Origin of the sequence: Pseudonocardia yuanmonensis (assembly GCF_039542425.1) — a bacterium.
GTDB lineage: Bacteria > Actinomycetota > Actinomycetes > Mycobacteriales > Pseudonocardiaceae > Pseudonocardia > Pseudonocardia yuanmonensis.
Window position 1 is genome coordinate 53,448 of record NZ_BAABIC010000005.1, and the last position, 23,439, is coordinate 76,886.

Genomic DNA, 23,439 nt, shown 5'->3' on the forward strand with positions numbered 1-23,439 from the left:
GGATGGCAGGCTCGTCGGGTGCTGCGCAGGAGGGTCGGCGGGTCCGGGTTGCAGGTCTCGCGCATCGGCCTGGGCACCATGACCTGGGGCGAGGACACGGACGCCGAGGGCGCGGGCGAGCAGCTCCTCGCCTTCGTCGAGGGCGGGGGCACGCTCGTCGAGACCGCGGACGTCTACGGCGACGGCACCGCCCAGGAGGTCCTCGGCGCGCACCTCGAGGCCGGCCTCGTCGACCGGGACGACCTGGTGATCGCCGCCCGCGGCGCCCCGCCGGAGGGGGCCCTGGGACAGCGGGCGGCCCGCGGCGCGCTGCTGCACGGGCTCGACGCCACGCTGCGCCGGCTGCGCACCGACCGGCTCGACCTGTGGCAGCTCCCCGGCTGGGACCCGCAGGTCCCCCTCGAGGAGACGCTCTCGGCGATCCAGGTCGCGGTGCTGAGCGGGAAGGTCCGCTACGCCGGGCTGGTCGCGCCCGCGGGCTGGCAGCTGGCGACCGTCGCCGAGCGGGCCCGCGCCGTGGGCAACGTCGTGGTCCCGGTGTCGGCGCAGGCGGAGTACTCGCTGCTGCACCGCGCCCCCGAGGACGAGCTGCTGCCCGCGGCCCGGCACCACGGCCTGGGGCTGTTCGCGTGGGCGCCGCTCGGCCGCGGCGTGCTGACCGGCAAGTACACCGACGGCACCCCCGCGGACTCGCGCGCCACCTCGCCGGTGCTCGCGGCCTACGTCGAGGCGCGGCGCAACGAGCGCAGCGCCCGGATCGTGCAGTCCGTGCTCACCGCCGCGGACGGGCTCGGGACCTCGCCGCTGGCCGTCGCGCTGGCCTGGGTGCGGGACCGGCCGGGGGTGGCCGCGGCCGTCGTCGGCGCCCGGGACGCCGCCCAGCTCTCCGCCTCGCTGGCCACGGAGGCGGTGTCCCTGCCGCCGGAGATCAGGGCCGCGCTCGACGACGTCAGCGCCGCCACCTGACCGATTCGCGAAGGTCCGGACGAACCCTGGCCCCGCCCGCCGACACCCTCGTATGGTGGGTCCGTAACCCCCGGTTCACCGGGGGTCGCGAGCACGGCGGGAGGTGACCGGTGGCAGGTACCGGTGCGGTGGAGGCGGTCGATCTCGACGGGAATCCCCACGTGGAGGGGGACTGGGAGTACCGCCCCCTCCGGATCGACGGTGACGTGCCCCGGCTGACGGCCGCGGTGCGCCTCGCGATCCAGGCCGAGTACGCGGGGTGGGAGCTCTCCCGGGTCCGGCTCTACCCCGGCGGGGTGCGCAAGGTCTGGTTGCGCCGCCGGCGCACCGGCCAGATGCTCCCGGAGCTGTCCTACTAGCGTCAGCTCCGGCCGGTCTCCCAGTCCACCGGCGGCGGCGCCCCGGCCCCCTTCGGCCCGGGGACGCCGCGGAAGCCGTAGGGCGCGGGCTCCCGCCCGGGCTGCACGAACCAGCACTCCCCCGGCTCGCCGCGCTCGAGCACGGCCTCGACCGCGGACGCCACGTCCTCGGCGGTGAGCAGCGGGAAGTCGCCGAACTGCGCCTTCGCGCGGGCGATCAGCGGGGTGTCGGCGAAGCCCGGGCACACGGCGTTGACCACGATGCCCTCCGGCGCCAGCACCGGGGCGGCCGAGCGGACGTACCCGACGACGGCGTGCTTCGAGGCCGTGTAGAGCGCGTCGCCCGGCATCGGGACCAGGCCCGCGAGCGAGGCGGTGGCCACGACCCGGCCGCCGCCCGCCCGGCGCAGCGCCGGGACCGCGGCGGTCAGCCCGAACACCACGTGGTCGAGGTTGACGCCCATGATCGCCCGGTAGCCGGCCAGGTCGAGGTCCGCGATCCCGGACTGGCCGGACGTGATGCCCGCGTTGAGCAGCACCACGTCGAGGTGCCCGCGGACGGCCTCGGCGGCCTCGACCAGGGCGGTCACCGCCTCCGGGTCGGTGACGTCCGCGACCCGGGCCGTGCCGCCGATCTCGCCGGCCACGAGCTCGGCCGCGTCGCCGTCCCGGTCGGCCACGACCACGTGCGCGCCCGCCGCGGCGAGCCGGCGGGACGCGGCCGCGCCGATGCCGGAGGCGCCGCCGGTGACGAGGGCGACCTTGTCCGTGAGATCCATCAGGAGTTCCTCGGGCTTCGTCTCATGGTCCTGCTCACGCCGTTCGCAGGAAGCGATCGAGGACGCGGGCGCCGAACTGCAGCGCGTCGACCGGCACCCGCTCGTCGATCCCGTGGAAGAGCGAGGCGAAGTCCAGGTCCGGGGGCAGCCGCAGCGGGGCGAACCCGAAGCAGCGGATGCCCAGCTGCGTGAACGACTTCGCGTCCGTGCCGCCGGACAGCATGTACGGGATCGCCGTGGCGTCCGGGTCCTCGGTGCGCAGCGCCGCCGCCATCGCGTCCACCAGCGCACCGGAGAACTCGGTCTCCAGCGCGGGCAGGTCCTGGATCCACTCCCGCTCGACGTCCGGTCCGAGGAGCTCGTCGACCTCCCGGAGGAACGCGTCCCGCCGGCCGGGCAGCACCCGGCAGTCGACCGTGGCCTCGGCCGTCGACGGGATGACGTTGGCCTTGTAGCCGGCGCTGAGCATCGTCGGGTTCGCCGTGTCGCGGACCGTGGCGCCGACCATGCGGGCGACCGGGCCGAGCTTGGCGAAGGCGCCCTCGATGTCCTCGTCCGGGAACTCCATGCCGGTGAGCTCGCGGACGTGCTCGGCGAAGGCGCGCACCGTGTCCGTCATGATCAGCGGGAACCGGTGGTTGCCCAGCCGGGCGACGGCCTCCGACAGGATGGTCACGGCGTTGTCGTCGTGCAGGAAGGAGCCGTGGCCGGGCTTGCCCTTCGCGCGCAGCCGCATCCAGGCCATGCCCTTCTCGGCCGACTCGATGAGGTACACGCGGCGGTCCTGGCCCAGCGTGAGCGAGAACCCGCCGACCTCGCCGACGGCCTCGGTGACGCCCTCGAACAGGTCCGGCCGGTGCTTCACCAGCCACTGCGCCCCGTACGAGCCGCCGGCCTCCTCGTCCGCCACGAAGGCGAAGACGATGTCGCGGGGCGGCACGTAGCCCTCCCGCTTGAACTGCCGGGCGACCGCGATGATCATCGCGACCATGTCCTTCATGTCGACGGCGCCGCGGCCCCAGACGTAGCCGTCCTGCACCGCACCGGAGAAGGGGTGCACGGACCACTCGCTCGGCTCCGCCGGCACGACGTCCAGGTGGCCGTGCACCAGCAGCGCGCCGCGCTCCGGGTCGGCCCCCTTCAGCCGACAGAAGGCGTTGGCGCGGCGCGGCGCCCCGGACTCGAGCACCTCCACCTCGTAGCCGACCTCGGAGAGCTTCCCGGCGACGTACTCCGCCGCCTCCTGCTCCCCCGTGACGGTGTCCGGGTCGCCGGTGTTGGACGTGTCGATGCGGATGAGGTCCGAGCAGAGCTCGACCACCTCGTCCACCGCGCTGAGCGGGCCGGTCATGACGATGTTCCTACCATCCCCGGCCCACACCCGTGCCCCCTCCGCGGGGCACCGGATCGGCTCCGCTATGCTTCAACGGTCGCACCGGGCGGGGCCCGGGCGGTGCAGGTCCGAGTGGCGGAATGGCAGACGCGCTAGCTTGAGGTGCTAGTCCCCGAGTAGGGGGTGGGGGTTCAAGTCCCCCCTCGGACACAAGATCATCCACGGCGTGCGGCTCGACGAGCAGCCCGCTGACGTCGACCTCGGTGAGATCACCGTCCGGCCGGCAGCCCCGGCACCGTCCCGTCCTGCGGATCCGCACGGACCGTCTGGCTCCCGATGACCGACAGCAGCTGCAACTTGTCGTGGCTCTCGCTGCCCGGGGCCGCGGTGTAGACCATCAGGTAGTGCGACTGCTGCGGGTCGAGCAGCCGCTGGCAGTTCAGCTCCAGTCTGCCGAGCTCGGGGTGGACGAAACGTTTGGTGTCGTGGGGCCGGATCCCGATCTCGTGGTCGTCCCACACGCGCCGGAACTCCTCGCTCTGCTCGAGGAGGAGATCGGCGAGGTGCGCCGCCCGGGAACCGGGACCGCGCAGCGTGACGATCCCGCGCAGGCCCGCGGCGTACATCCGGGACAGGAACCGGTGGTCCTCGGGCGCGTACATCCGCCGGCTGGTGGGGTCGGTGAACCAGCGGTAGCCGTTGCTGCGCGCCGGGCCGGTGTAGATGGTCGTGTCACCGGTGAGGGCGACGCCGAGCGGGCTCTGCCGCAGCGTCTCGCCCAGTTCGGTGACGATCTCCGCAGGGGTGTCGGCGAGGCGGTCGAGCACGCGCAGCAGACCAGGGCTGATGTGCTCGCTGTCCGCTCCCCGGGCGGGTGGGTGGTGCCCGGCGAGCCGGAACAGGTGGTCGCGCTCGTCGAGCGAGAGGTGCAGGCCCTGGGCGATGGAGGCGATCATCTGCTCGGACGGCTGGGGCCCGCGTTCCCGCTCGAGCCGCGCGTAGTAGTCGGTCGACATGTGGCAGAGGGAGGCGACCTCCTCGCGCCGCAGCCCGCTGGTCCTGCGCCGTTGCCCCCGCGGGAGGCCGACGTCCTCGGGTTGCAGTGACTCCCGGCGGTGGCGCAGGAACGCCGCCAGTCCGGCCCGGTCGATCATGGTCCGCCTCCTGGTCCTCGGTGCTGTGTCGTTCCTACCGCCGGTGGGCGCCGGCAGCCACGGATCGTCGGTCCACCCGTCGGGCGTTGCGCTGCGGTGGCTCGCCCATCCACGGATCGGAAGGTCGTGGATGTCCTCACGGCCGGCGCGGAAGTCTCGATCGCACACCCCCTGACCCCAGGAACGACGACACCAGGAGCTCCGTCATGCCACGCACACGACCCGACATCAGCGTCCCCGACCTCTCGGGGAAGCGCGCCGTCGTCACCGGAGCCAGCGACGGCGTCGGGCTCGGCCTCGCCACGAGGCTCGCCGCCGCCGGAGCCGAGCTGGTCCTGCCCGTCCGCAACCCGGCCAAGGGGCAGGCCGCGATCGGCAGGATCGCCGACCAGGTCCCCGGAGCGCACGTGTCCCTGCGCGAGCTCGACCTGTCCTCACTCGCCTCCGTCGCGGCCCTCGGCCGGACCCTGCGCGACGAAGGCCGGCCGATCCACATCCTCGTCAACAACGCCGGCGTCATGACCCCGCCGGACCGGCAGACCACGGCCGACGGGTTCGAGCTGCAGTTCGGCACCAACCACCTCGGCCACGTCGCCCTCGTCGCCCACCTGTTGCCCCTGCTCCGAGCCGGCCGAGCCCGCGTGACCTCGCAGATCAGCATCTCCGCGCGCTCGGGCGCGGTCCACTGGGACGACCTGAACTGGGAGCGTTCCTACGACGGCCGGCGCGCCTACAGCCAGTCGAAGATCGCGTTCGGGCTCTTCGGCCTCGAACTCGACCGTCGCAGCCGGGCAGGCGATTGGGGCGTCACGAGCACCCTCTCCCACCCCGGGGTCGCCCCGACGAACCTGCTCGCCGCCCGTCCCGAGATGGGACGCGGCCAGGACGCCCCCGGGATGCGCCTGATCCGGGGACTGTCCCGGCGGGGCATCCTCCTCGGGACGGTGGAGACCGCCCTGCTCCCCGCCCTCCACGCCGCGACCTCCCCGGACGCCCGGGGCGGCCGGCTCTACGGCCCGAACGGGTTCGGGAACCTCTCCGGCGCCCCCACTGAGCAGCGCCTCTACCGCCCGCTCCGCAGCACGGAGGACGCTGCGCGCATCTGGCGCGTCTCCGAAGAACTGACGACGGTGTCCTTCACAGCGCCCGGCCACACGGCAGGCGACGCCTCGAGCGGGTCGTCCCGGTGACCGGAGCCCGGTCCGCGCGGACCGGGCTCCCGTCGTCCTCAGGGGGTCGCGGGGACGACGGCCGGGCGGATGGTGCGGCGGGTGCGGGCGAGGATCCCGGCGAGGAGGACCAGGCCGCCCGGCAGGGTGCTGAGGACGGTCAGGACGCCGTAGGCGACGGCGGCGGAGAGGCCCTGCGCGGCGCCGAGCCCGACCGCGCCGAACGCGACGGCGGCCACGGCCTCCCGCGGCCCGAACCCGCCGACGTTGACCGGCAGGCCCATCACGAACAGGGCCAGGACCAGCAGCGGGAGCAGCTGCGCGGTGGGCGCGGTGGCGCCGACGGTGCGGGCCGCGACCAGGAACAGCCCCAGGTAGCCGGCGAGTGCGGCGAGGGAGAGCAGCGCGACGCCGGGCCACGCGTCCCGGGCGAGGAGGCCGCGGCGGGCGTCGGCGAGCAGGGTGCCCAGCCCGGTGCGGACCCGGCGGACCCGCGCCGCGAGCAGGGCGCCCGCGGCGAGCACGCCGAGTGCCGGACCCCAGACCTGCGCGGGCAGCGACAGCGTCCCCAGCACGGCCGGCTCGGCGACCAGCACGACCGTGCCGACCACCACGAGCGCGATCTGCCCGGCCACCTTCTCCAGCATCACAGCCCGGGCCCCGCGGCCCACGTCGCCCACCGCGCGTCCGTGCTCCACGGCCCGGCCGACGTCGCCGAGGATGCCGGCGGGCAGCACGGAGTTGAGGAACAGCGCCCGGTAGCAGTGCGCCACGGCCGGGCCGAGGCGGAGCTCCATCCCGAGCCGCCGCGCCACGAGCACCCACCGGGCCGCGCCGCAGACCGTGGTCGCGGCGCCGATGCCGAGGGCCGCGAGGACCGCGGGGAGGTCGAGGGCGCGCAGCCCGTCGACCACCGGTCCGGCGCCCAGCCGCCACACGACGACCGCCAGCAGCGCCACCGCCGCCGCGGTCCGCACCCGTGACGACCCCAGCACCCCGACCGCTCGCCGCCACGCCGGGACGCTCACGACCGCACCCCGTCGAGGATCGCGGCGAGGGCGGCGGAGGGGACGTCCCAGGCCGGGACCGTGTTCCGGCGCTCGTGCGCGGCGCGGCGGAGCCGGGTGCGCAGGGCCGGGTCGTCCAGCCAGTCCTGCAGTCCGTCGGCGAGCCCGTCGGCGTCGGGCGCCACCACCAGGCCGGGCACCTCGCCGGACGACGTCGTGCCCAGGGCCTCCCGCACCCCGCCGACGTCCGTGGCGAGGACCGGGATCCCGCGGGCCAGTGCCTCCAGCACCACCATCCCGAAGGCCTCCGCGCGCGAGGGCAGCACGAGCAGGTCGGCGGCCGCGTACGCCTCGTCGAGCGCGGCACCGGTGAGCGGGCCGTCGAGCCGGACCCGGGCGGCGAGGCCGTGCCGGTCGAGCTCGCGTCGAACCAGGTCGACGTGCGACGGCGCGCGGCCGAGCGGCCCGACGAGCCGACAGGTCCACGACCGCGACGCGACCCGCGCCAGCGCCGCGACCAGCAGGTCCTGCCCCTTGGTCGGGGTCACCGAGCCCACGCACAGCAGGCCGCCCCCGCCGGAGCCCGCCGCCGGCGGCGCAGGGTCGGCACCGGGGGTCACCACCGGGACGTCGTGCAGGCCGTGCAACGCCTCCAGCCGCCGGGCCGACCACGTACTCGTCGCCACGACCGCGGCCGCGGCACCCAGCACCGCCCGCTCGCGGTCGGCCAGCGCGGGGTCGGCGCCGGCCTCGTCGGCGAGCGGCAGGTGCACGAGCACCACCAGCCGCAGCCGCCCGGCCTCCGGCACCACGGCCTCGGGGACCCCGCAGGCCACGAGCCCGTCGAGCAGCACCACGGCGCCGTCGGGAAGGGCGGCCAGCGCGCCCGCGAGCGCCGCCCGGTCGGCGGCCGTCGGGTGCGGCCAGCTCCCGCCCGCCGCGATCTCCTGCACCCCGCCGAGCCGGGCCAGGACCCGGCGGTCGTAGACGTTGCCGCCGCTGGGCCGTTGCGGGTCGTCGACGTCCCCGGGCAGCACGGCCGCCACCACCGGCGCGGACACGATCACGGGAGGGGCCGCTCGTAGCTCGCCCACGCGACGTGGGACTCGTGCAGCGTGACCACGAGCGCCTCCAGGCCCTGTGCGCCCTCGCCCAGCTCGCCGGCGGCCACCCGCTCGGCCAGCCGGTCGGCCACGACCTTGGCGAGGAACTCGGTGGAGGTGTTGCGCCCGGCGAAGGCGGGATCGTCGTCGAGGTTGCGGTAGGTGAGCTCGCCGAGCACCGCCTGCAGGGCCGTGGTGGCCAGCCCGATGTCGACGACGAGGTCGTCGGCGTCGAGCTCCCTGCGCCGGAAGGTCGCGTCGACCACGAACGTGGCGCCGTGCAGGCGCTGCGCCGGGCCGAAGACCTCTCCCCGGAAGCTGTGGGCGACCATCATGTGGTCGCGGACGGTGATCCCGAACAACGTGCTCCTCCTCGCGGTGTCAGTAGGCGACACGGTGGAGGAGCCCGGACGGTTCACCGCCCTCCGCGAGAATCCGCGGCAGGTCCACGGGCAGCGCGTCGAACGGCCCCTCGCTCGTGACGAGGGCGTCGTACCGCGGATCGGCCAGCAGGCGAAGCGCGAGGGCGATCCGGTCGCCGAAGCCCCGCCGTGCGCGCCGGGCGGCGGACACCATGCCGACCTGGCTGCTGCGGATGGTCAGCCGACCGGGGTGGAAGGCCTCGCCCAACGGCACCCGGACCGGGCGGTCGCCGTACCAGGACATCTCGACGACCTCGCCCTCCGGCCCCAGCAGCTCCAGGGACCGGGCGAGCCCCGCCTCGGTGGCGCTGGTGTGCACCACCAGGTCGCAGTCACCCGCCGCCTCCTCCGGCGGGACCCACCCGACGCCGAGGGCGTCGGCGACCGCGGACCGCGCCGGCAGCGGGTCGACCAGTTGCACCCGCACGCCCGGGAACCCTGCGAGCAGCGCGGCCACGCAGCAGCCCACCATCCCGCCCCCGACGACGGCGATCCGGTCGCCGACCAGGGGCGCGGCGTCCCACAGCGCGTTGACCGCGGTCTCCACCGTCCCGCCGAGCACCGCGCGGGCCGGCGGCGTGCCGTCGGGCACCGGGGTCACCGCGGAGGCGGGCACGACGAACCGGGTCTGGTGCGGGTACAGGCAGAACACCACCCTGCCGACCAGCGCGGACGGCCCCTCCTCGACCACGCCGACATTGAGGTACCCGTACTTCACCGGCGCCGGGAAGTCGCCCTCCTGGAACGGCGCCCGCATCGCCGTGTGCTGGCTCGCCGGCACTCCCCCGCGGAACACCAGCGCCTCGGTCCCCCGGCTGACGCCGGTGTACAGGGTGCGGACCAGCACCTCGTCCGGGCCGGGTGCGGGGAGCTCGACCTCGTGCAGGGAGACGCGGCCCGGGGCGTCGAGCCAGAGCGCGCGGTCAGCCACGCCCGGCCCGATCACTCCGGGGCAGGTACCGCAGGAACACCAGGTCCCCGATCTGCCGCGTGTCCGCCAGGGTCATCCGCGAGGTGGGGCCCTGCGGGAAGTCGGCGGGGTTGACGAACCGCGGCGCGTCCCGCTGCCCGACGAAGAAGGGCGCGTAGACCACGTGCAGCTCGTCCACCACGCCCGCGGACAGGAAGAGCGTGTGCACGGCCCCGCCGCCCTCGACCATCAGCCGCTCGATCCCGCGGCCGCGCAGGTCGGCGAGCATCCGCGGCAGCTCCAGCGGGTCGCCCGCGCCGAGGACGGTCGCGCTCCCGCCGAGCTTGGACCGCACCTCGTCCAGCGTGGAGTCACAGGTGTAGACGTACCGCGGGGTGTCCCCGGCGGTGAAGAACCGCGCGCCGGGATCGACCTTGCCGCAGCGGGTCAGCGTGACCTTCGCCGGCGTCTCCGGCCTGCCCGCGGCGACCCGGGCGCGGCGGCGCTCCGCGGACCGGACCAGCAGCCGCGGGTCGTCCGTGCGGATGGTGTTGGCCCCGACGAGCAGGGCGTCGGCCCAGGACCGCACCTCGTCCACACGGTCCAGGTCCTCCTCGTCGGACAGGATCAGGCGCGCCTCGGCGACGTCGTCGATGTAGCCGTCGAGGGACACGGCCGCCGAGGCGATCACGTACGGGCGGTCCATGGTTCCGCATCGTGCCGTCTCGGGAAGGCCCCGTGCCACGTGCCGGGCGGGTACTGCCCCGGACGGCCCAGCGGGGTTCCTCCCGGCGCCGGGCGGGGCGGGCCGGCCGGGCCGCCGGTACCGTCGGCGTGGTGCCTCCCCCGGCGCACGACGTCAACCGCTCCGGCCTGGTGGTCGTGCGGGCGGACCCGGAGCTGTGGTTCCTGCTGTCGCGCGAGCGCCGCCGGGACCGCGCGAGCGTGCCGTGGGACGGCGACGCCACCCTCGGGCACGTCGTGCAGAGCCTCGGCGTCCCGCTGACCGAGGTCGGCGCGCTGCGTCTCGACGGCCGCCCGGCCTCGCCGCAGGAACGGCCGGTGCCGGGCGCCGAGCTGGAGATCCTGCCCGTCGACCGCCCGCAGGTGGTGCCGGGCGCCACCGGCTTCCTGCTCGACGTCGGCCTCGGGACCCTGGCGCGCCGGCTGCGGGTGCTCGGGATCGACGCCGCCTACCGCAACGACGCCGCGGACGCCGAGCTGGTCCGCGAGGGCCTCGAGCAGCGCCGGATCGTGCTCACCCAGGACCGCGGCCTGCTGATGCGTCGCGCGCTCTGGGCCGGCGCGCACGTGCGCGGCGACCGGCCGGACGACCAGCTCGCGGACGTCCTCGACCGCTTCGCCCCGCCGCTGGCCCCCTCGACCCGCTGCACGGCCTGCAACGGCGAGCTCGCACCCGTCGCCGCCGAGGAGGTCGCCGGCGAGCTGCGGGCCGGCACCCGGCGCACGTACGACGAGTTCGCGCGGTGCCGCTCCTGCGGGCGCGTGTACTGGCACGGCGCCCACGGGAAGGGCCTGCAGCGGATCGTCGAGGCGGCGCGCGCGGTGGTCGCGCGCCACCGCGGGTGACTCAGCCCGCCGGCGCCTTCCGCCGCGTGCGGCGGAGCAGCCAGGTCACCACGGCCGCGGAGACCATGCAGATCCCGACCACCCACAGCCCGAGCTTGTTGTTGCCGGTGGCGTCGGACAGCGCGCCCGTGACGTACGGCGCCACGAACCCGGACAGGTTCCCCAGCGAGTTGATCAACCCGATGCCCGCCGCGGCGGCGGCGCCGGTGAGGTACGCCGTGGGCAGCGACCAGAAGCCGGGCAGCGCGGCCAGCACGCCGCAGGCGCAGATCGTGACCGCGATGATCGCGAGCCACGGGTTCGCCAGGTAGAGCGCGACCGGGATCGCCAGGCCGCCGATCAGCGCCGGGACGGCCACCCGCACCGTCGGGTTGGTCGAGCGCCGGGTCCAGAGGATCATCGCGACCAGCCCGACGACGTACGGGATCGCGTTGATCAGGCCCTGCTGGACGGTCGTGAACTGGGTGCCGTACTGCGCGGCGAAGCCCTTGATGATCGTGGGCAGGAAGAAGCCGAGCGCGTAGAGGCCGTAGACCACGCCGAAGTACACCCAGGACAGCGCCAGCACCCGCGGGCTCCTCAGCGCCCCGAGCACCGACCTCGGGCCGGCCTCGGAGACCTCCCGGCCCTCGGCCGCGAGCGCGCGTTCCAGGGCGTCCCGCTCGCCGTGCGGCATCCACGAGGCCGCGGCCGGCCGGTCGGTGAGGAAGAACCACACCACGAAGGCCAGCAGGATCGCCGGGATGCCCTCGACCAGGAACATCACCCGCCAGCCGGCCAGCCCGAACAGCCCGTGCCAGTGCTCGATGATCAGCGACGAGACGACGGCACCGAGCGCGGTGGAGATCGGGATCGCGGTCATGAACCACGCGGTCATGCGGGCCCGCTGCGCCGCCGGGAACCAGTAGGTGAGGTACAGGATGATGCCGGGGAAGAAGCCCGCCTCGGCCACGCCGAGCAGGAAGCGCAGCACGATCAGCACGGTGGCGTTGGGCGTGAACGCCATGACCGTGGCGACGATCCCCCAGGTCACCAGGATGCGCGCGATCCACCGGCGGGCGCCGAAGCGGTGCAGCATCAGGTTGCTGGGCACCTCGAGCAGCAGGTAGCCGATGAAGAACACGCCGGCCGCGACGCCGAACAGCGTGGCCGACAGGCCCAGCTCCTCGTTCATCCCGTTCGGGCCGGCGAAGCCGATGTTCACCCGGTCCAGGTAGTTCACGAAGTACAGCACGATCAGCAGCGGGATGAGGCGGCGGGCGGCCCGGCGCACGCCGGAGCGGACCAGCTGGTCGTCGGTCCCGACGACGGTGTCGGAGCTCATGCGGGGTTCCTTCCGGAGAGGGATCCGGGCAGCGGGCCTTGCCCGGGTCGAGGATGCCCCGGGGATCGCCTACTCGCTGGACGGAGCACGGCACGAAGACCGTTCCCGCAGCTCACCGCCCAGGGCTTCGAGCGCCTCGGCGGCCTCGGCCCGGAACCGTTCGACGGCGGCGAGCTTGATCTCCTCGTAGCCGCGGACCTCCTCGGCGAGCTCCGCGATCGCGACGACCCGGTCCACGGTCTGCGGGGTCAGCCGTTCCAGCGCCGACCGCACCAGCGCCTGGTACTCCCCGACCAGCGCCCGCTCGGTGCGCCGGACCTCCGCGTAGCCGAAGAGGTCGAGCGGGGTGCCGCGCAGGCCCTTCGCCGCACGCAGGCCGCGGAAGGCCAGCCCGGCGGTCCGCCCGGAGAGCCGGATCTTGGTCCTCATGCCCAGCGCCCGCAGCACCGGCGGGTGCAGCAGGACCGAGACGGCGGCGTCCGGCCCGAACTCCGCGTCGCGGCGCGCCTTCTCGACCGGGTCGAGGTGCAGCCGCGCCACCTCGTACTCGTCCTTGTAGGCGAGGAGCTTGTGCAGCCCGCGGGCGTAGGCGACGGCCACCGGCTCGCCGGCGGCGCCGGCCTTCTCCGCGGCGATCGCAGCGACCCGCCGGACCTCCTCGGCGTACCGGGCGGCGAGGGCCTCGTTCTGGAAGCCGGTGAGGTCCTCGACGCGGACGGCCACGGCCTCGTCCAGACCCTCGGCGATCCGACGCGACCGCGCCGAGACCTCCACGGTCGCGCGGGTCGGCGGGAGCGCGGCGGCCAGGACGGCGTCGCGGTCGAGCACCGCGGCCCGCCCCCACCGGAACGCGGCGAGGGTCTTCTCCACCGCCGCCCCGTTGAGCCGGATCGCCTGCTCGATCGCCGCGGCGCTCACCGGCAGGCAGCCGTGCTGGTAGGCCGCGCCGAGCAGCAGCATGTTCGTGGGCATGTGGTCCGCGAACAGCGCCTCGGCCAGCCCCTGCGCGTCGACGTGCAGGTTCTCCGCACCCGTCGCGGCGGCGATCCGCTCCAGCGCGTCGTCCGGCGAGCCGGGCAGCACCACGCGTCCGGTCACCATCGCCGCCGTCGGCACGATCGCGCTGTTCACGACGGCCACGGTGTGCCCGGGCCGGGCGACGGCGAGGTTGGCCGCGTCGGCCGTGCCGAGCAGGTCGAAGCCGATCAGTACGTCCGCGGTGCCGCGCGAGGCGCGCAGCGAGCCGCGGACCGGCTGCTTGGCGATCCGGACGTCGGACACGACCGGGCCGCCCTTCTGCGCCAGCCCGACCTGCTCGAGCCCCGCGGCGAACCGGCCGTCGAGGTGCGCGGCCATCTGCAGGATCTGCGAGACCGTGACCACGCCGGTCCCGCCGATGCCGGGCATGCGGATCAGCGTCTCGGCGCCGTCGAACCGGGGCTCGGGCTCGACGAGCGCGACCGGCAGCGCCGGGACCTCCCGGCGCGGCCGGGTGCCCGGCTCGACCAGCAGGAACGACGGGCAGTCCCCCTTGAGGCACGAGAGGTCGGAGTTGCACGAGGGCTGGTGGATGCGGGTCTTGCGGCCGAACTCGGTCTGCACCGGCTGCACCGACAGGCAGGTGGACTTGTCCCCGCAGTCGCCGCAGCCCTCGCACACCCGCTCGTTGACGACGACCTTCTCCGCCGGGGTGGGCAGCGTGCCGCGCTTGCGCAACCGGCGCTCCTCCGCCGCGCACCGGTCGTCGTGGATCAGCACGGTCACGCCGTCGACCGCCGCCAGTTCGGCCTCGGCCTCCGCGAAGGAGTCCCGGTGCCGCACCGACGCGATCGGGTCGAGCGCGACGCCGCGGTACTTGCCGGGGTCGTCCGTGGTGACCACGATCCGCCGGACGCCCTCGGTGGCCAGCAACCGCGTGATCTCCGGGACCGACAGCCGGCCGACGGCCTGCTGCCCGCCGGTCATCGCGACGGCGTCGTTGTAGAGCAGCTTGAAGGTCATGGTCGCGCCGCCGGCCACCGCCGCGCGCACGGCCAGCGAGCCCGAGTGGTGGAAGGTGCCGTCGCCGAGGTTCTGTACGAAGTGCCGGTCGTCCGTGAACGGGGCGAGGCCGAGCCAGTGCGCGCCCTCGCCGCCCATCTGGGTCAGGCCGATCTGGTGGCCGCGGCTCTCGCCGTTGATCGCGATCATGGCGTGGCAGCCGATGCCGACGCCGACCAGCGTGTCGTCGCCCGCGCGGGTCGAGGTGTTGTGCGGGCAGCCGGAGCAGAAGTAGGGAGTCCGGGACGCGCCGGCCATCGGCAGCCCGATCCGGGACGGCTTCTGCGGCTCGATCGCACTCAGGTGCGCGGCCGCGGTCCGCGGCAGCCGGTCGTGGCCGATCCGGGCGGCGATCGCCCGCGCCACGTCCTCCGCGCCCAGCTGGCCGCGCGCGGTCAGCAGCGGCCGGTTGCGCTCGTCGCGCCGCCCGACCACGAGCGGCGCGTCCGGCACCCGGTAGAGCGCCTCCTTCAGGTGCCCCTCCAGGAACGGCACCTTGTCCTCGACGACGAGCACCTCCTCGAGCCCGGCGGTGTGCGCCGCGAGGTCCTCGGCGTCGACCGGGAAGGGCATGGCGAGGCGGATCAGCCGGACGCCGAGGTCGTCGAGCGCGGCCTCGTCGAGCCCGAGGTCCTCGAGCGCGCGCTGCACCACGGCGTAGCCGGTGCCGCTCGCGAGGATCCCCAGCCGGGCCTGCCGCGCGCTGAAGGTGACCCGGTTGAGCCCGGCCTCCCGGGCGTAGGCGCGGGCGAGGTCGAGGCGGCGGGTGAGCATGTCGTGCTCGGCGTCGAGGGCGGCCGGGCCGACGAGCGCCGCTGCCGGCGGGCGGGGTCGCGCGGGCGGCCTCGGGATCCCGAGCCGCAGGCCCTCGACGTCGGCGGTCGCCGAGGCGTCGGCGATGTCCGCGACGATCTTGAGCCCGGTCCACAGCCCGGACGCCCGGGACAGCGCCACGGCGTGCAGCCCCAGCTCGACGATCTCCGCGACGGTGCCCGGGGCGAGGAGCGGCATCGCGAGGCTCTGCGCCATCGGCTCGCACGAGCTGGGCACGGTCGAGGACTTCGACGCCGGGTCGTCCCCGATCACGGCGACGGCGCCGCCGAGCGTCGCGGTGCCGGCGAGGGTGCCGTGCCGGATGGCGTCCGCCGCCCGGTCGAGGCCGGGGTTCTTGCCGTACCAGAAGCCGACGACGCCCTCGTGCCGGCGACCGGGGACCTGGCCCAGCAGCTGCGTGCCCGCGACCGCGGTGGCGGCCAGCTCCTCGTTGACGCCCGGCCGGAACACCACGCCCGCCGGGTCGAGGAACCGCCGGGAGCGCAGCAGCTCGGAGTCCAGCCCGCCCAGCGGCGAGCCCTGGTAGCCCGAGACGAACACGCGGGTGTCCAGCCCGCGGGCGGTGTCGAGCCGGCGCTGCTCCAGCGTCAGCCGGACCAGCGCCTGGATCCCGGTGAGCAGGACCCGGCCGCGGTCGGCGGCGTAGCGGTCGTCGAGGGTCACGGTGGTGTCGACGCTCACGATCGGCTCCCGTCGCTCCCGGTGCGCCGGTTCCCGGCGCGCGTGGCGTCGAGCACACCGGAGCGATCGGGTCGGACGCAAGCAAGTCTCGGGAAATGGTGCGTAAGACGCAAACCAGATCCCGCTAGAGTCGGTGAGGCCAGAATTCTTTGCGTGAGGAGCGCCCGTGCCCGAGATCGACGCCATCGACCACCGGCTGCTCGCCCTGCTGCAGGAGGACGGCCGCCGCACGTACTCCGACATGGCCGGGATCGTCGGGCTGTCGGTGGCGGCGGTGAAGCGCCGCGTCGACCGGCTGCAGGAGATCGGCGTGATCACCGGGTTCACCGCGCAGGTCGATCACGCCAAGCTCGGCTGGGGCGTCGAGGCGTTCACCGAGCTGCGCTACGCCGGCACCACCCGGGTCGCCGACATCGTCGCCACCGCCAGCACCGTGCCGGAGGTGCAGTCGATCTTCACCATCGCCGGCGACCCGGACGCGCTGGTCCGGGTCCGGGTGCGCGACGTCGCCCACCTGCAGGAGGTCATCGACACCCTGCGCACGGCCGGCACGGTCACCGGCACGAAGACCCTGCTGGTGCTGGGGGCGTGGAACCGCGGCGCCTCCTGAGGCCCCTTGACCCCCTCGCGGTGCGCCGACGACGATCACGGCCGACTGCGAGGAGGAGGTCCCGTGGAACCGAGCACGTTCACGATCACCGGCCGCGACGGCACCGAGGTCACGGCCTACCGGTGGGAGCCCGCGGGCACCCCGCGGGGGATCGTGCAGCTCACTCACGGGATGGGCGAGCACCTGCGCCGCTACGACCGGCTGGCCGCCGGCCTGACCGGGCGCGGGTTCGTGGTGCAGGGGCAGGACCACCGCGGCCACGGGGCCACCGCCGGCACCCCGGAGCGGCACGGCGTCCTCGGTACCACCGGCTGGACGGGCCTGGTCGACGACATCGGGATCCTGCTCGACGCCGGCAGGGCGGCCTTCCCCGGCGTCCCGGCCGTCCTGCTCGGGCACAGCATGGGCTCGTTCGCCGCGCTGCAGTGGGTGCTCGACCACTCGGGGGAGATCGACGGGCTCGTGCTCTCCGGCACCGCCGCGATCGACCTGATGGAGCCCGGACTGGATCTCGACGGCCCGATGGACCTGTCCGCCTTCAACGCCCCGTTCGAGCAGCGGACCGGGTACGAGTGGCTCTCGCGGGACGCGGCGGAGGTCGACAAGTACGTCGCGGACCCGGCCTGCGGCTTCGGCCTCGACGTACCGGGGTCGAAGGCGATGTTCGCCGGCGGGCGGGCGCTGGCCGATCCGGAGCGCGTCGGGCACATCCGGTCGGACCTGCCCGTGCTGATCACCGTCGGCGACGCCGACCCGGTCCACGGCGGCCTCGCGCTGCTGCACCCGCTCACCGACCGGCTCGCCGCGGCCGGCGTCGCGGACGTGACCGTGCGGATCTGGCCGGGCGCACGGCACGAGGTGTTCAACGAGACCAACCGGGACGAGGTCGTCGCCGACCTCCTGGAGTGGCTCGACCGGGTGGTCCCACCCGCCTGACCCGCCGGGATCCCCCCGGGGGCGTGACATTCGGGGCCGCCGCGACGATTCCCCTGTCGTTCCCTGACGACGGAGGAGCCCGGATGCCCGACCCGCACACCCGCGAGCCCGCCCGCGAGCCCCTGGTGTGCCTGCACGGGCTCGGTGGCAGCGCCCGCGCGTGGGACCGCGTGCTGCCCGGCCTGCGGGCCCGGCACGACGTGCACACCGTCTCCCTGCGCGGTCACGTCGGCGGCGAGGGGTTCCCGGTGCGCGTCCACCCGACCGTCCCCGCGCTGGTCGACGGCGTCGAGGCCGCCCTGGACGCGGCGGGGATCGCGCAGGCGCACCTCGTGGGGAACTCGCTCGGCGGCTGGCTCGCCTTCGAGCTGGCCGCCCGGGGGCGCGCGCTGTCGGTGGTCGCGCTGTCCCCCGCGGGCGGGTGGCTGCCGGACAGCGAGGAGGTCCACCGGGTCTGGCGGCTCCTGGTGCCCGCGCACGACTTCGCCCGCCGCGCCGACCGGCACCTGGACCGCGCGGTGCGGCTCGCGCCGGCGCGGAAGGCGCTGCTGCGGCTGGGTGTGGAGCACGGCGACCGGCTGGGGCCGGCGGAGGCCGCGGCCTTCCTGCGGGACAACGCGCGCTGCCGGTTCCTGCGCCCGCTGCTGCGCTCCGCGATCGGCTACGACTTCACCGTGCCCGCGCCCGACGTGCCGGTCCGCATCGCCTGGTCCGCGCGGGACCGGCTGCTGCCCGCCCCGCGCTACGCCGAGCGCTTCCGCCTCCTCTTCCCGGAGGCCGAGCGGCTGACCCTGCCCGACGTCGGGCACGTGCCGATGTACGACGACCCGGCGCTGGTGCTCCGCACGATCCTCGAGGTCACCGCGCCCGGAGCCGTCCCCGGGCATGCCGGGGACCCGGCGAACGCCTGCCCCTGACCGGCGGGGTCACGCGAGCAGCGCCTCCGGGACCTCGACGACGCGGCTGCGCAGGTACTCCCCCAGCCCCTTGGCCTGCGGGTCCGGACGGGTGGAGGAGGCGACGCCCTCGCCGAGGATCCCGTGCACCACGACGTTGAGCGACCGCAGGTTGGGCAGCGGGTGGACGTCGATCGCCAGGTCCGCGGCCTCGGGCCCGAGCAGCTCCCGGGCCTTCTCCGCGGTGAGGAACCCGCGCAGCCACACGTACGCCTCGTCCGTGCGGGCCCAGACACCGACGTTCGCGTCGCCGCCCTTGTCCCCCGACCGCGCCCCGCAGACCGTGCCCAGTGGGACGGGTCGAGTGGGCCCGCCGGGTCCGCCGTCCCGGAGCCCCGCCGGTGGCGGCGACCCCCCGGCGGTCCCGGCCCCGACCGGCGGATCCGCCACGACCCGGCGCTCCCCGCCCGGCAGGACCACGGTGTGCGTGACCGCCTCGCGCGGCACGGCGGCCGGCCGGTAGACGCCGTAGGCGGACTCGGCGCTCGGCGGCGTGGTGGTGTGGAAGCCCGCGTAGCCACCCAGGGCGAGTTCCATGGTCGCGTTGGAGAAGGCCCGGCCGACCGTGCGCGGATCGGGGTCCTTGACGGTGATCCGCAGGTGCGCGGTGGCCCGCTCGTTCGCCGGGGCGTCGGGGGTGTCGAAGCGCAGCAGCCGCACGTCGACCTCCGCGAACCGCTCCCGCCCGCCCAGCACGTCGAACAGCAGCTCCTCGGCGAACGCCGCCTTGGCCTCGATGTCCAGCCCGGTCAGCACCAGCGTCATCGTGTTGCGGTAGCCGCCGGCGTCGTTGAGCGCGACCTTGAGCGTGGCCGGCGGGGCGCTGCCCCGCACCCCGGAGATCGCGACCCGGTGCTCGCCCTCCTGGGCCAGCTGGATGGTGTCGAAGTGCGCGGTGCAGTCCGGGCCGAGGTAGGCGGGCGCCGCGATCTCGTAGAGCAGCTGCGCGGTGACCGTGCCGACCGAGACCAGCCCACCGGTGCCGGGGTGCTTGGTGATCACCGACGAGCCGTCCGCGGCGACCTCGGCGATCGGGAAGCCCGGGTAGCGGCGGTCGGTGATCTCGTCGAGGAAGGCGTAGTTGCCGCCGGTGGCCTGCGGCCCGCACTCGATCACGTGCCCGGCCACCACCGCGCCGGCCAGCGCGTCGAAGTCCTCCCGGCCCCAGCCGTGCCACCACGCCGCCGGCCCGACGACGAGCGAGGCGTCCGTGACCCGGCCCGTCACCACCACGTCCGCCCCGGCCGCCAGCGCCTCGGCGATCCCCCAGCCGCCCAGGTAGGCGTTGGCCGACACCGGCTTGCCCTCGACCGGCGGGTCGATCGCCCCCAGCGCACCCCGCAGGTCGTCGCCCTCGACGTACGCCACCTTCGCGCCCGTGCCGAGCGCCTCGATCGCGGCGGCCAGCCCGGCCGGGTTCAGCCCGCCCGCGTTGGCGACGACCCTGATCCCCTTCTCCAGGCAGGTGGCGAGGACGTCCTCCAGCTGCGTCAGGAAGGTCCGCGCGTAGCCCGCCGCGGGGTCCTTGGCCTGCGCCTTCGCCAGGATCAGCATGGTCAGCTCGGCCAGGTAGTCCCCGCACAGGACGTCGATCGGCCCGCCGTCGACCATCTCCCGCGCCGCCCGCAGCCGGTCCCCGTAGAAGCCCGAACAGTTCCCGATCCGCACCGGCCTGGTCCGGTCGACCCCGGTCATGCGGTACCGCCCACGAACAGCCCCGGCTCCCGGCCGGTCCCGGGCTCGCCGGCGAAGGCCTGCCCGATCTCCACCCACTCCTGCGCCGCCGGGCCGGTGACGACGAGCGCGAGGTCGTCCCGGTGCCGCCGCTGGGTGATCAGCAGCGCGAAGTCCAGGGCCGTCCCGGTGATCCGGTCCTCGGCGTCCTCCGGACCCCAGGTCCACAACGACCCGTCGGGCGCGTCGAGCTCGACCCGGACCGGCACCGCCGGCAGCTCCCGGCCGTGGACGGCGTAGCTGAAGGCCCGGGCGCCGACGCCGATGTGCGCGACGTGCCGCAGCCGGGCGCCGGGCTCGCGGACCACCCCGAGCGCGTCGGCGATGTCCTGCCCGTGCGCCCAGGTCTCCATGATCCGCGCGGTGAGCGACGACGCCGCGCTCATCGGCGGCCCGAACCACGGCACCCGCAGCCCGGGATCGAGCCCGCGGAAGGTCTCGACCAGCCGCTCGCGGGACAGGTCGAACCAGCGCAGCAGCTCGCGGCCGGACAGGTCGCGGAACCGGGCCGCGACCGCGTCCGGGTTCACCCCGCCCTCGGCCTCGATCCGCTCGAGCTCCGCGCGGAAGGCGTCCGGGTCCGTGGCCGACTGCAGCGCGACGTCGTCGAAGTAGGCGAGGTGGGAGACCTGGTCGGCGATCGTCCACCCCTCGGCCGGGGTGTCGCGGGCCCAGCCGTGGTGGTCCAGCGGGGCCAGGATCGCGCGGAGCTCCGCGGACTCGGCCGCGAGGTCGTCGGCCAGCGCGGTCATCGAGACGGGCATGGTTACCTCCCCTTCCACACCGGGGTCCGCTTGTCGCGGAACGCGGCGGGCCCCTCCTGGGCGTCCTCGGACCGGTAGACCGGCGCCCAGATCTCCTCCGCCCGGTCGTACGCCTCCGCGCGGGTGCACTCCGCGGAGAGGTAGGCCGTGCGCTTCGCCGCCCGGACCGAGAGCGGCGCGTTGGCCGCGATCCGCCGGGCGAGCTCCTGCGTGCGCTCCCGCAACTTTCCCGCCGGCACCACCTGGTTGACCAGGCCGACCTCGCGGGCCCGCGCGGCGTCGAGCGGGTCGCCGGTCAGCAGGATCTCCAGCGCGACCCGCGGCGGGACCAGCCAGGACAGCGGCGCGGCCCACGGCGAGCCGCGGCCCACCTTCACCTCGGTGACGGCGAACCGGGCGTGCTCGGCGGCGACGACCAGGTCGCACTGCTGGGCGAGCAGGAACCCGCCGGCGTAGGCGACGCCGTTGACCGCCGCGATCGTCGGCTTCGGCACCTCGACGTTGCGCCCGAACTGGGGCAGGAAGTCCGGCGGCGGGATCTCCAGCGAGGTCTCCGCCATCTCCTTGAGGTCGCCGCCCGCGCAGAAGGCCTTGTCCCCGGCGCCCGTCAGCACCAGCACGGCGGCGGAGTCGTCGGCGACGAACCGGTGGGTGCCCTCCCACAGCCCGTCGCGGACCGCCTTGCTCAGCGCGTTGCGGGCGTCGGGCCGATCGATGGTGAGCCAGGCGACGCCCTCGACGACCTCGTACGTCACCACGTCGGTGAGGGTCTCGCTCACGGGAACGTTCACGACGCCTCCTCCTCGGCGGGCTCCTCGACGACGGCGAGGACCTGGCCGGTCTCGACCTGGTCGCCGGGCCCGACGCGCACCTCGCCGACCACGCCGTCGACCGGCGCGGCCACCGTGTGCTCCATCTTCATCGCCTCGAGGACGACCAGGGCCTGGCCGGCGGCGACGGTGTCGCCGGGCCCGGCCAGCACCCGGACCACCCCGCCGGGCATCGGCGCGAGCAGCGACCCGGCGTGGGCGACGGCGTTGGGGTCGGCGAAGCGGGGCACCTCCGCCAGCGCGGCCGACCCGTCCGGTCCGTCCACGAAGGACCACCCCGGGACCCGGTGCACGGTGTAGCGGCGCCGCACCCCGTCGACCTCCAGCTCGACGGCCTCCGGCGTCGCCCCGAGCAGGCGCACCGCGAGCGGCTCGCCGTCGACCGTCACGTCCAGCCCCGACCGCCGGAACGCGTACGCGACCTCCAGGGTCTCCTCGCCCAGGGTGTAGGCGACCCGCTGCGGCATCCCGCCGACGTTCCGCCACCCGCTCGGCAGCCCGCCCAGCACCCGCGCCTCGCTCCGGTTCGCCGCCTGCCTCGCCAGGGCGGCCGCGAGCGCTCGTGGGTGGCGGTGGTCGCCGGCACGACCGTCGCCGCCGACGAGGTCGGCGTGCCTGGTCAGATAGCCCGTGTCGGTGCGGCCGGCGAGGAACTCCGGCTCGCGCAGGACATCGACGAGCAGGTCCCGGTTGGTGGTGACGCCGTGGATCTCCGCCCGCTGCAGGGCGCGGGCCAGGGTGCGCGCCGCCTCGGCGCGGGTGCGGCCGTGGGCGATCACCTTGGCCAGCATCGGGTCGTAGTGCGGGCTGACGACCGAGCCGTCCTCCACGCCGGTGTCCACCCGGACGCCGGGCAGGTCCGGGATCCGGAACCGGTGCAGCGTGCCGGTGGCGGGCAGGAACCCGGCCGGTACGTCCTCGGCGTAGAGGCGGACCTCGATCGCGTGCCCGTCGAGCACGGCGCCGGTCACCTCCGCCGGCAGCGGCTCGCCCTCGGCCACCCGCAGCTGCAGCGCCACCAGGTCGAGGCCGGTGACCAGCTCGGTGACCGGGTGCTCCACCTGCAACCGGGTGTTGACCTCGAGGAAGAAGAACCTTCCCTCCTGGTCCAGGACGAACTCGACGGTGCCGGCACCGGTGTAGCCGATCGCCTTGCCCGCGGCGACCGCGGCGGCGCCCAGCTCGGCGCGCAGCGCGTCGTCGACCGCCGGCGACGGGCTCTCCTCGACGATCTTCTGGTAGCGCCGCTGGATCGAGCACTCGCGCTCGAACAGGTGCACGACCTCGCCGTGGGTGTCGCCGAGGATCTGCACCTCGACGTGGCGGGGGTCGACGACGAACCGCTCCAGGAACACCGTCCCGTCGCCGAACGCCGACGCCGCCTCCCGCCGGGCGCCCGCCACGGCGTCGACCAGCTCGTCGGCCGAGTGCACCACCCGCATCCCGCGCCCGCCGCCGCCGAACGCGGCCTTGACCAGTACCGGGAACCCGATCTCCGCCGCGATCGCGCGCAGGTCGGAGGAGTCGTCGACCGTCGCGCCGGGCAGCACCGGCACGCCCGCCTTCTCCATCAGCGCCTTGGCCTCCAGCTTGGAGCCCATGGACGCGATCGCCTCCGGCGAGGGCCCGACGAAGGTCGGCCCGGCCGCCGCGCACTCGCGGGCGAACCCGGCGTTCTCCGACAGGAACCCGTAGCCGGGGTGGACGGCGTCGGCGCCGGTGGCCTGCGCGGCGGCGATCACGAGGTCGCCGCGCAGGTAGGTCTCCGACGGGGCGGCGCCGGGGAGGCGCACCGCTTCGTCGGCGAGCCGCACGAACGGCGCGTCCGCGTCGGGATCGGAGTACACCGCCACGGTCGCGATGCCGAGGGCGTGGGCGGTGCGCATGACCCGGGCGGCGATCTCGCCTCGGTTGGCGACCAGCAGTTTCTGGATCATG

21 protein-coding genes and 1 tRNA gene are annotated in these 23,439 nt (G+C 75.2%); 8 read left to right on the forward strand and 14 right to left on the reverse strand.

Features of this window, described 5'->3' with window-relative positions; translation table 11 throughout:
• Window positions 1-18 precede the first annotated feature (18 nt).
• Entirely contained in the window at window positions 19-966 is a 948-nt protein-coding gene (locus ABD990_RS08715; RefSeq protein ID WP_345379637.1) for an aldo/keto reductase, read from the forward strand.
• 110 nt (window positions 967-1,076) lie between these two features.
• Window positions 1,077-1,325, forward strand: coding sequence for a DUF5703 family protein (locus ABD990_RS08720; protein WP_345379638.1), 249 nt, complete (start codon window positions 1,077-1,079; stop codon window positions 1,323-1,325).
• 2 nt (window positions 1,326-1,327) lie between these two features.
• Here ABD990_RS08720 and ABD990_RS08725 read toward each other — a convergent pair whose 3' ends face one another.
• Window positions 1,328-2,104: an SDR family oxidoreductase gene (locus ABD990_RS08725; RefSeq protein ID WP_345379640.1), complete on the reverse strand. Its 777-nt coding sequence runs from the start codon at window positions 2,102-2,104 to the stop codon at window positions 1,328-1,330.
• A gap of 34 nt (window positions 2,105-2,138) precedes the next feature.
• Window positions 2,139-3,455 (reverse strand): M20/M25/M40 family metallo-hydrolase, encoded by a 1,317-nt coding sequence (locus ABD990_RS08730; RefSeq protein WP_345379642.1) that lies wholly within the window; start codon window positions 3,453-3,455, stop codon window positions 2,139-2,141.
• Window positions 3,456-3,563: 108 nt separating this feature from the next.
• On the opposite strand from ABD990_RS08730, the gene ABD990_RS08735 reads away from it, so the two are divergent.
• Window positions 3,564-3,647: transfer RNA gene (locus tag ABD990_RS08735), tRNA-Leu, on the forward strand.
• A 59-nt stretch (window positions 3,648-3,706) separates the two neighbouring features.
• Here ABD990_RS08735 and ABD990_RS08740 read toward each other — a convergent pair.
• Window positions 3,707-4,591: a helix-turn-helix transcriptional regulator gene (locus ABD990_RS08740; RefSeq protein ID WP_345379643.1), complete on the reverse strand. Its 885-nt coding sequence runs from the start codon at window positions 4,589-4,591 to the stop codon at window positions 3,707-3,709.
• A gap of 206 nt (window positions 4,592-4,797) precedes the next feature.
• Here ABD990_RS08740 and ABD990_RS08745 point away from each other — a divergent pair, with 206 nt between their 5' ends.
• Entirely contained in the window at window positions 4,798-5,781 is a 984-nt protein-coding gene (locus ABD990_RS08745; protein WP_345379645.1) for an SDR family oxidoreductase, read from the forward strand.
• 38 nt (window positions 5,782-5,819) lie between these two features.
• Here ABD990_RS08745 and ABD990_RS08750 read toward each other — a convergent pair whose 3' ends face one another.
• The 5 genes from ABD990_RS08750 to ABD990_RS08770 are packed head-to-tail and all read right to left on the reverse strand — an operon-like array spanning window position 5,820 to window position 9,908.
• Complete coding sequence (locus tag ABD990_RS08750) at window positions 5,820-6,788, reverse strand: lysylphosphatidylglycerol synthase transmembrane domain-containing protein (protein ID WP_345379646.1); 969 nt, start codon at window positions 6,786-6,788, stop codon at window positions 5,820-5,822.
• Window positions 6,785-7,834: a glycosyltransferase family 4 protein gene (locus ABD990_RS08755; RefSeq protein ID WP_345379647.1), complete on the reverse strand. Its 1,050-nt coding sequence runs from the start codon at window positions 7,832-7,834 to the stop codon at window positions 6,785-6,787. The genes ABD990_RS08750 and ABD990_RS08755 overlap by 4 nt, the downstream gene beginning before the upstream one ends.
• On the reverse strand, window positions 7,831-8,232 hold the full coding sequence (locus ABD990_RS08760; protein ID WP_345379649.1) for a 6-pyruvoyl trahydropterin synthase family protein: 402 nt from the start codon (window positions 8,230-8,232) through the stop codon (window positions 7,831-7,833). The genes ABD990_RS08755 and ABD990_RS08760 overlap by 4 nt, the downstream gene beginning before the upstream one ends.
• 19 nt (window positions 8,233-8,251) lie before the next feature.
• Window positions 8,252-9,223, reverse strand: a complete 972-nt coding sequence (locus tag ABD990_RS08765; protein WP_425569558.1) for a zinc-dependent alcohol dehydrogenase — start codon at window positions 9,221-9,223, stop codon at window positions 8,252-8,254.
• Window positions 9,216-9,908 (reverse strand): RibD family protein, encoded by a 693-nt coding sequence (locus ABD990_RS08770; protein WP_345379652.1) that lies wholly within the window; start codon window positions 9,906-9,908, stop codon window positions 9,216-9,218. The genes ABD990_RS08765 and ABD990_RS08770 overlap by 8 nt, the downstream gene beginning before the upstream one ends.
• A gap of 131 nt (window positions 9,909-10,039) precedes the next feature.
• Between ABD990_RS08770 and ABD990_RS08775 the strand changes: the two genes are divergently transcribed.
• Window positions 10,040-10,792, forward strand: coding sequence for a Mut7-C RNAse domain-containing protein (locus tag ABD990_RS08775; protein ID WP_345379653.1), 753 nt, complete (start codon window positions 10,040-10,042; stop codon window positions 10,790-10,792).
• Between the two features lies 1 nt (window position 10,793).
• Here the strand turns inward: ABD990_RS08775 and ABD990_RS08780 are convergent, their stop codons facing one another.
• A complete protein-coding gene (locus ABD990_RS08780) occupies window positions 10,794-12,116 on the reverse strand; it encodes an MFS transporter (RefSeq protein WP_345379654.1) in 1,323 nt (440 codons plus the stop codon).
• 69 nt (window positions 12,117-12,185) lie between these two features.
• On the reverse strand, window positions 12,186-15,671 hold the full coding sequence (locus tag ABD990_RS08785; protein WP_425569559.1) for an indolepyruvate ferredoxin oxidoreductase family protein: 3,486 nt from the start codon (window positions 15,669-15,671) through the stop codon (window positions 12,186-12,188).
• A 166-nt stretch (window positions 15,672-15,837) separates the two neighbouring features.
• Here ABD990_RS08785 and ABD990_RS08790 point away from each other — a divergent pair, with 166 nt between their 5' ends.
• From ABD990_RS08790 to ABD990_RS08800, 3 genes are all read left to right on the forward strand, one after another.
• A complete protein-coding gene (locus tag ABD990_RS08790) occupies window positions 15,838-16,281 on the forward strand; it encodes an Lrp/AsnC family transcriptional regulator (protein WP_345379655.1) in 444 nt (147 codons plus the stop codon).
• A gap of 63 nt (window positions 16,282-16,344) precedes the next feature.
• The gene (locus ABD990_RS08795) at window positions 16,345-17,217 is read left to right on the forward strand and encodes an alpha/beta hydrolase (protein ID WP_345379656.1); all 873 of its coding nucleotides are present in this window, start codon (window positions 16,345-16,347) and stop codon (window positions 17,215-17,217) included.
• Between the two features lie 83 nt (window positions 17,218-17,300).
• Entirely contained in the window at window positions 17,301-18,134 is an 834-nt protein-coding gene (locus ABD990_RS08800; protein ID WP_345379658.1) for an alpha/beta fold hydrolase, read from the forward strand.
• A gap of 9 nt (window positions 18,135-18,143) precedes the next feature.
• Here ABD990_RS08800 and ABD990_RS08805 read toward each other — a convergent pair whose 3' ends face one another.
• From ABD990_RS08805 to ABD990_RS08820, 4 genes are read right to left on the reverse strand one after another with little or no spacing between them, the layout of a single operon-like run.
• Complete coding sequence (locus tag ABD990_RS08805; protein ID WP_345379659.1) at window positions 18,144-19,868, reverse strand: acyclic terpene utilization AtuA family protein; 1,725 nt, start codon at window positions 19,866-19,868, stop codon at window positions 18,144-18,146.
• Complete coding sequence (locus tag ABD990_RS08810) at window positions 19,865-20,671, reverse strand: TIGR03084 family metal-binding protein (protein ID WP_345379660.1); 807 nt, start codon at window positions 20,669-20,671, stop codon at window positions 19,865-19,867. The genes ABD990_RS08805 and ABD990_RS08810 overlap by 4 nt, the downstream gene beginning before the upstream one ends.
• Before the next feature lie 2 nt (window positions 20,672-20,673).
• On the reverse strand, window positions 20,674-21,462 hold the full coding sequence (locus ABD990_RS08815) for an enoyl-CoA hydratase/isomerase family protein (RefSeq protein WP_345379661.1): 789 nt from the start codon (window positions 21,460-21,462) through the stop codon (window positions 20,674-20,676).
• Window positions 21,459-23,438 carry an ATP-binding protein gene (locus tag ABD990_RS08820; RefSeq protein ID WP_345379662.1) on the reverse strand — a complete coding sequence of 660 codons (1,980 nt, stop codon included), beginning with the start codon at window positions 23,436-23,438 and terminating at the stop codon, window positions 21,459-21,461. The genes ABD990_RS08815 and ABD990_RS08820 overlap by 4 nt, the downstream gene beginning before the upstream one ends.
• Window position 23,439: the final 1 nt, after the last annotated feature.

What these genes read in the sequence shown, in the direction of transcription:
- ABD990_RS08805 (WP_345379659.1), bottom strand. Translation starts at nt 19,868, where the DNA reads ATGACCGGGGTCGACCGGACCAGGCCGGTGCGGATCGGGAACTGTTCG.
- ABD990_RS08810 (WP_345379660.1), bottom strand. Translation starts at nt 20,671, where the DNA reads ATGCCCGTCTCGATGACCGCGCTGGCCGACGACCTCGCGGCCGAGTCC.
- ABD990_RS08770 (WP_345379652.1), bottom strand. Translation starts at nt 9,908, where the DNA reads ATGGACCGCCCGTACGTGATCGCCTCGGCGGCCGTGTCCCTCGACGGC.
- ABD990_RS08740 (WP_345379643.1), bottom strand. Translation starts at nt 4,591, where the DNA reads ATGATCGACCGGGCCGGACTGGCGGCGTTCCTGCGCCACCGCCGGGAG.
- ABD990_RS08745 (WP_345379645.1), top strand. Translation starts at nt 4,798, where the DNA reads ATGCCACGCACACGACCCGACATCAGCGTCCCCGACCTCTCGGGGAAG.
- ABD990_RS08730 (WP_345379642.1), bottom strand. Translation starts at nt 3,455, where the DNA reads ATGACCGGCCCGCTCAGCGCGGTGGACGAGGTGGTCGAGCTCTGCTCG.
- ABD990_RS08780 (WP_345379654.1), bottom strand. Translation starts at nt 12,116, where the DNA reads ATGAGCTCCGACACCGTCGTCGGGACCGACGACCAGCTGGTCCGCTCC.
- ABD990_RS08820 (WP_345379662.1), bottom strand. Translation starts at nt 23,438, where the DNA reads ATGATCCAGAAACTGCTGGTCGCCAACCGAGGCGAGATCGCCGCCCGG.
- ABD990_RS08725 (WP_345379640.1), bottom strand. Translation starts at nt 2,104, where the DNA reads ATGGATCTCACGGACAAGGTCGCCCTCGTCACCGGCGGCGCCTCCGGC.
- ABD990_RS08800 (WP_345379658.1), top strand. Translation starts at nt 17,301, where the DNA reads ATGCCCGACCCGCACACCCGCGAGCCCGCCCGCGAGCCCCTGGTGTGC.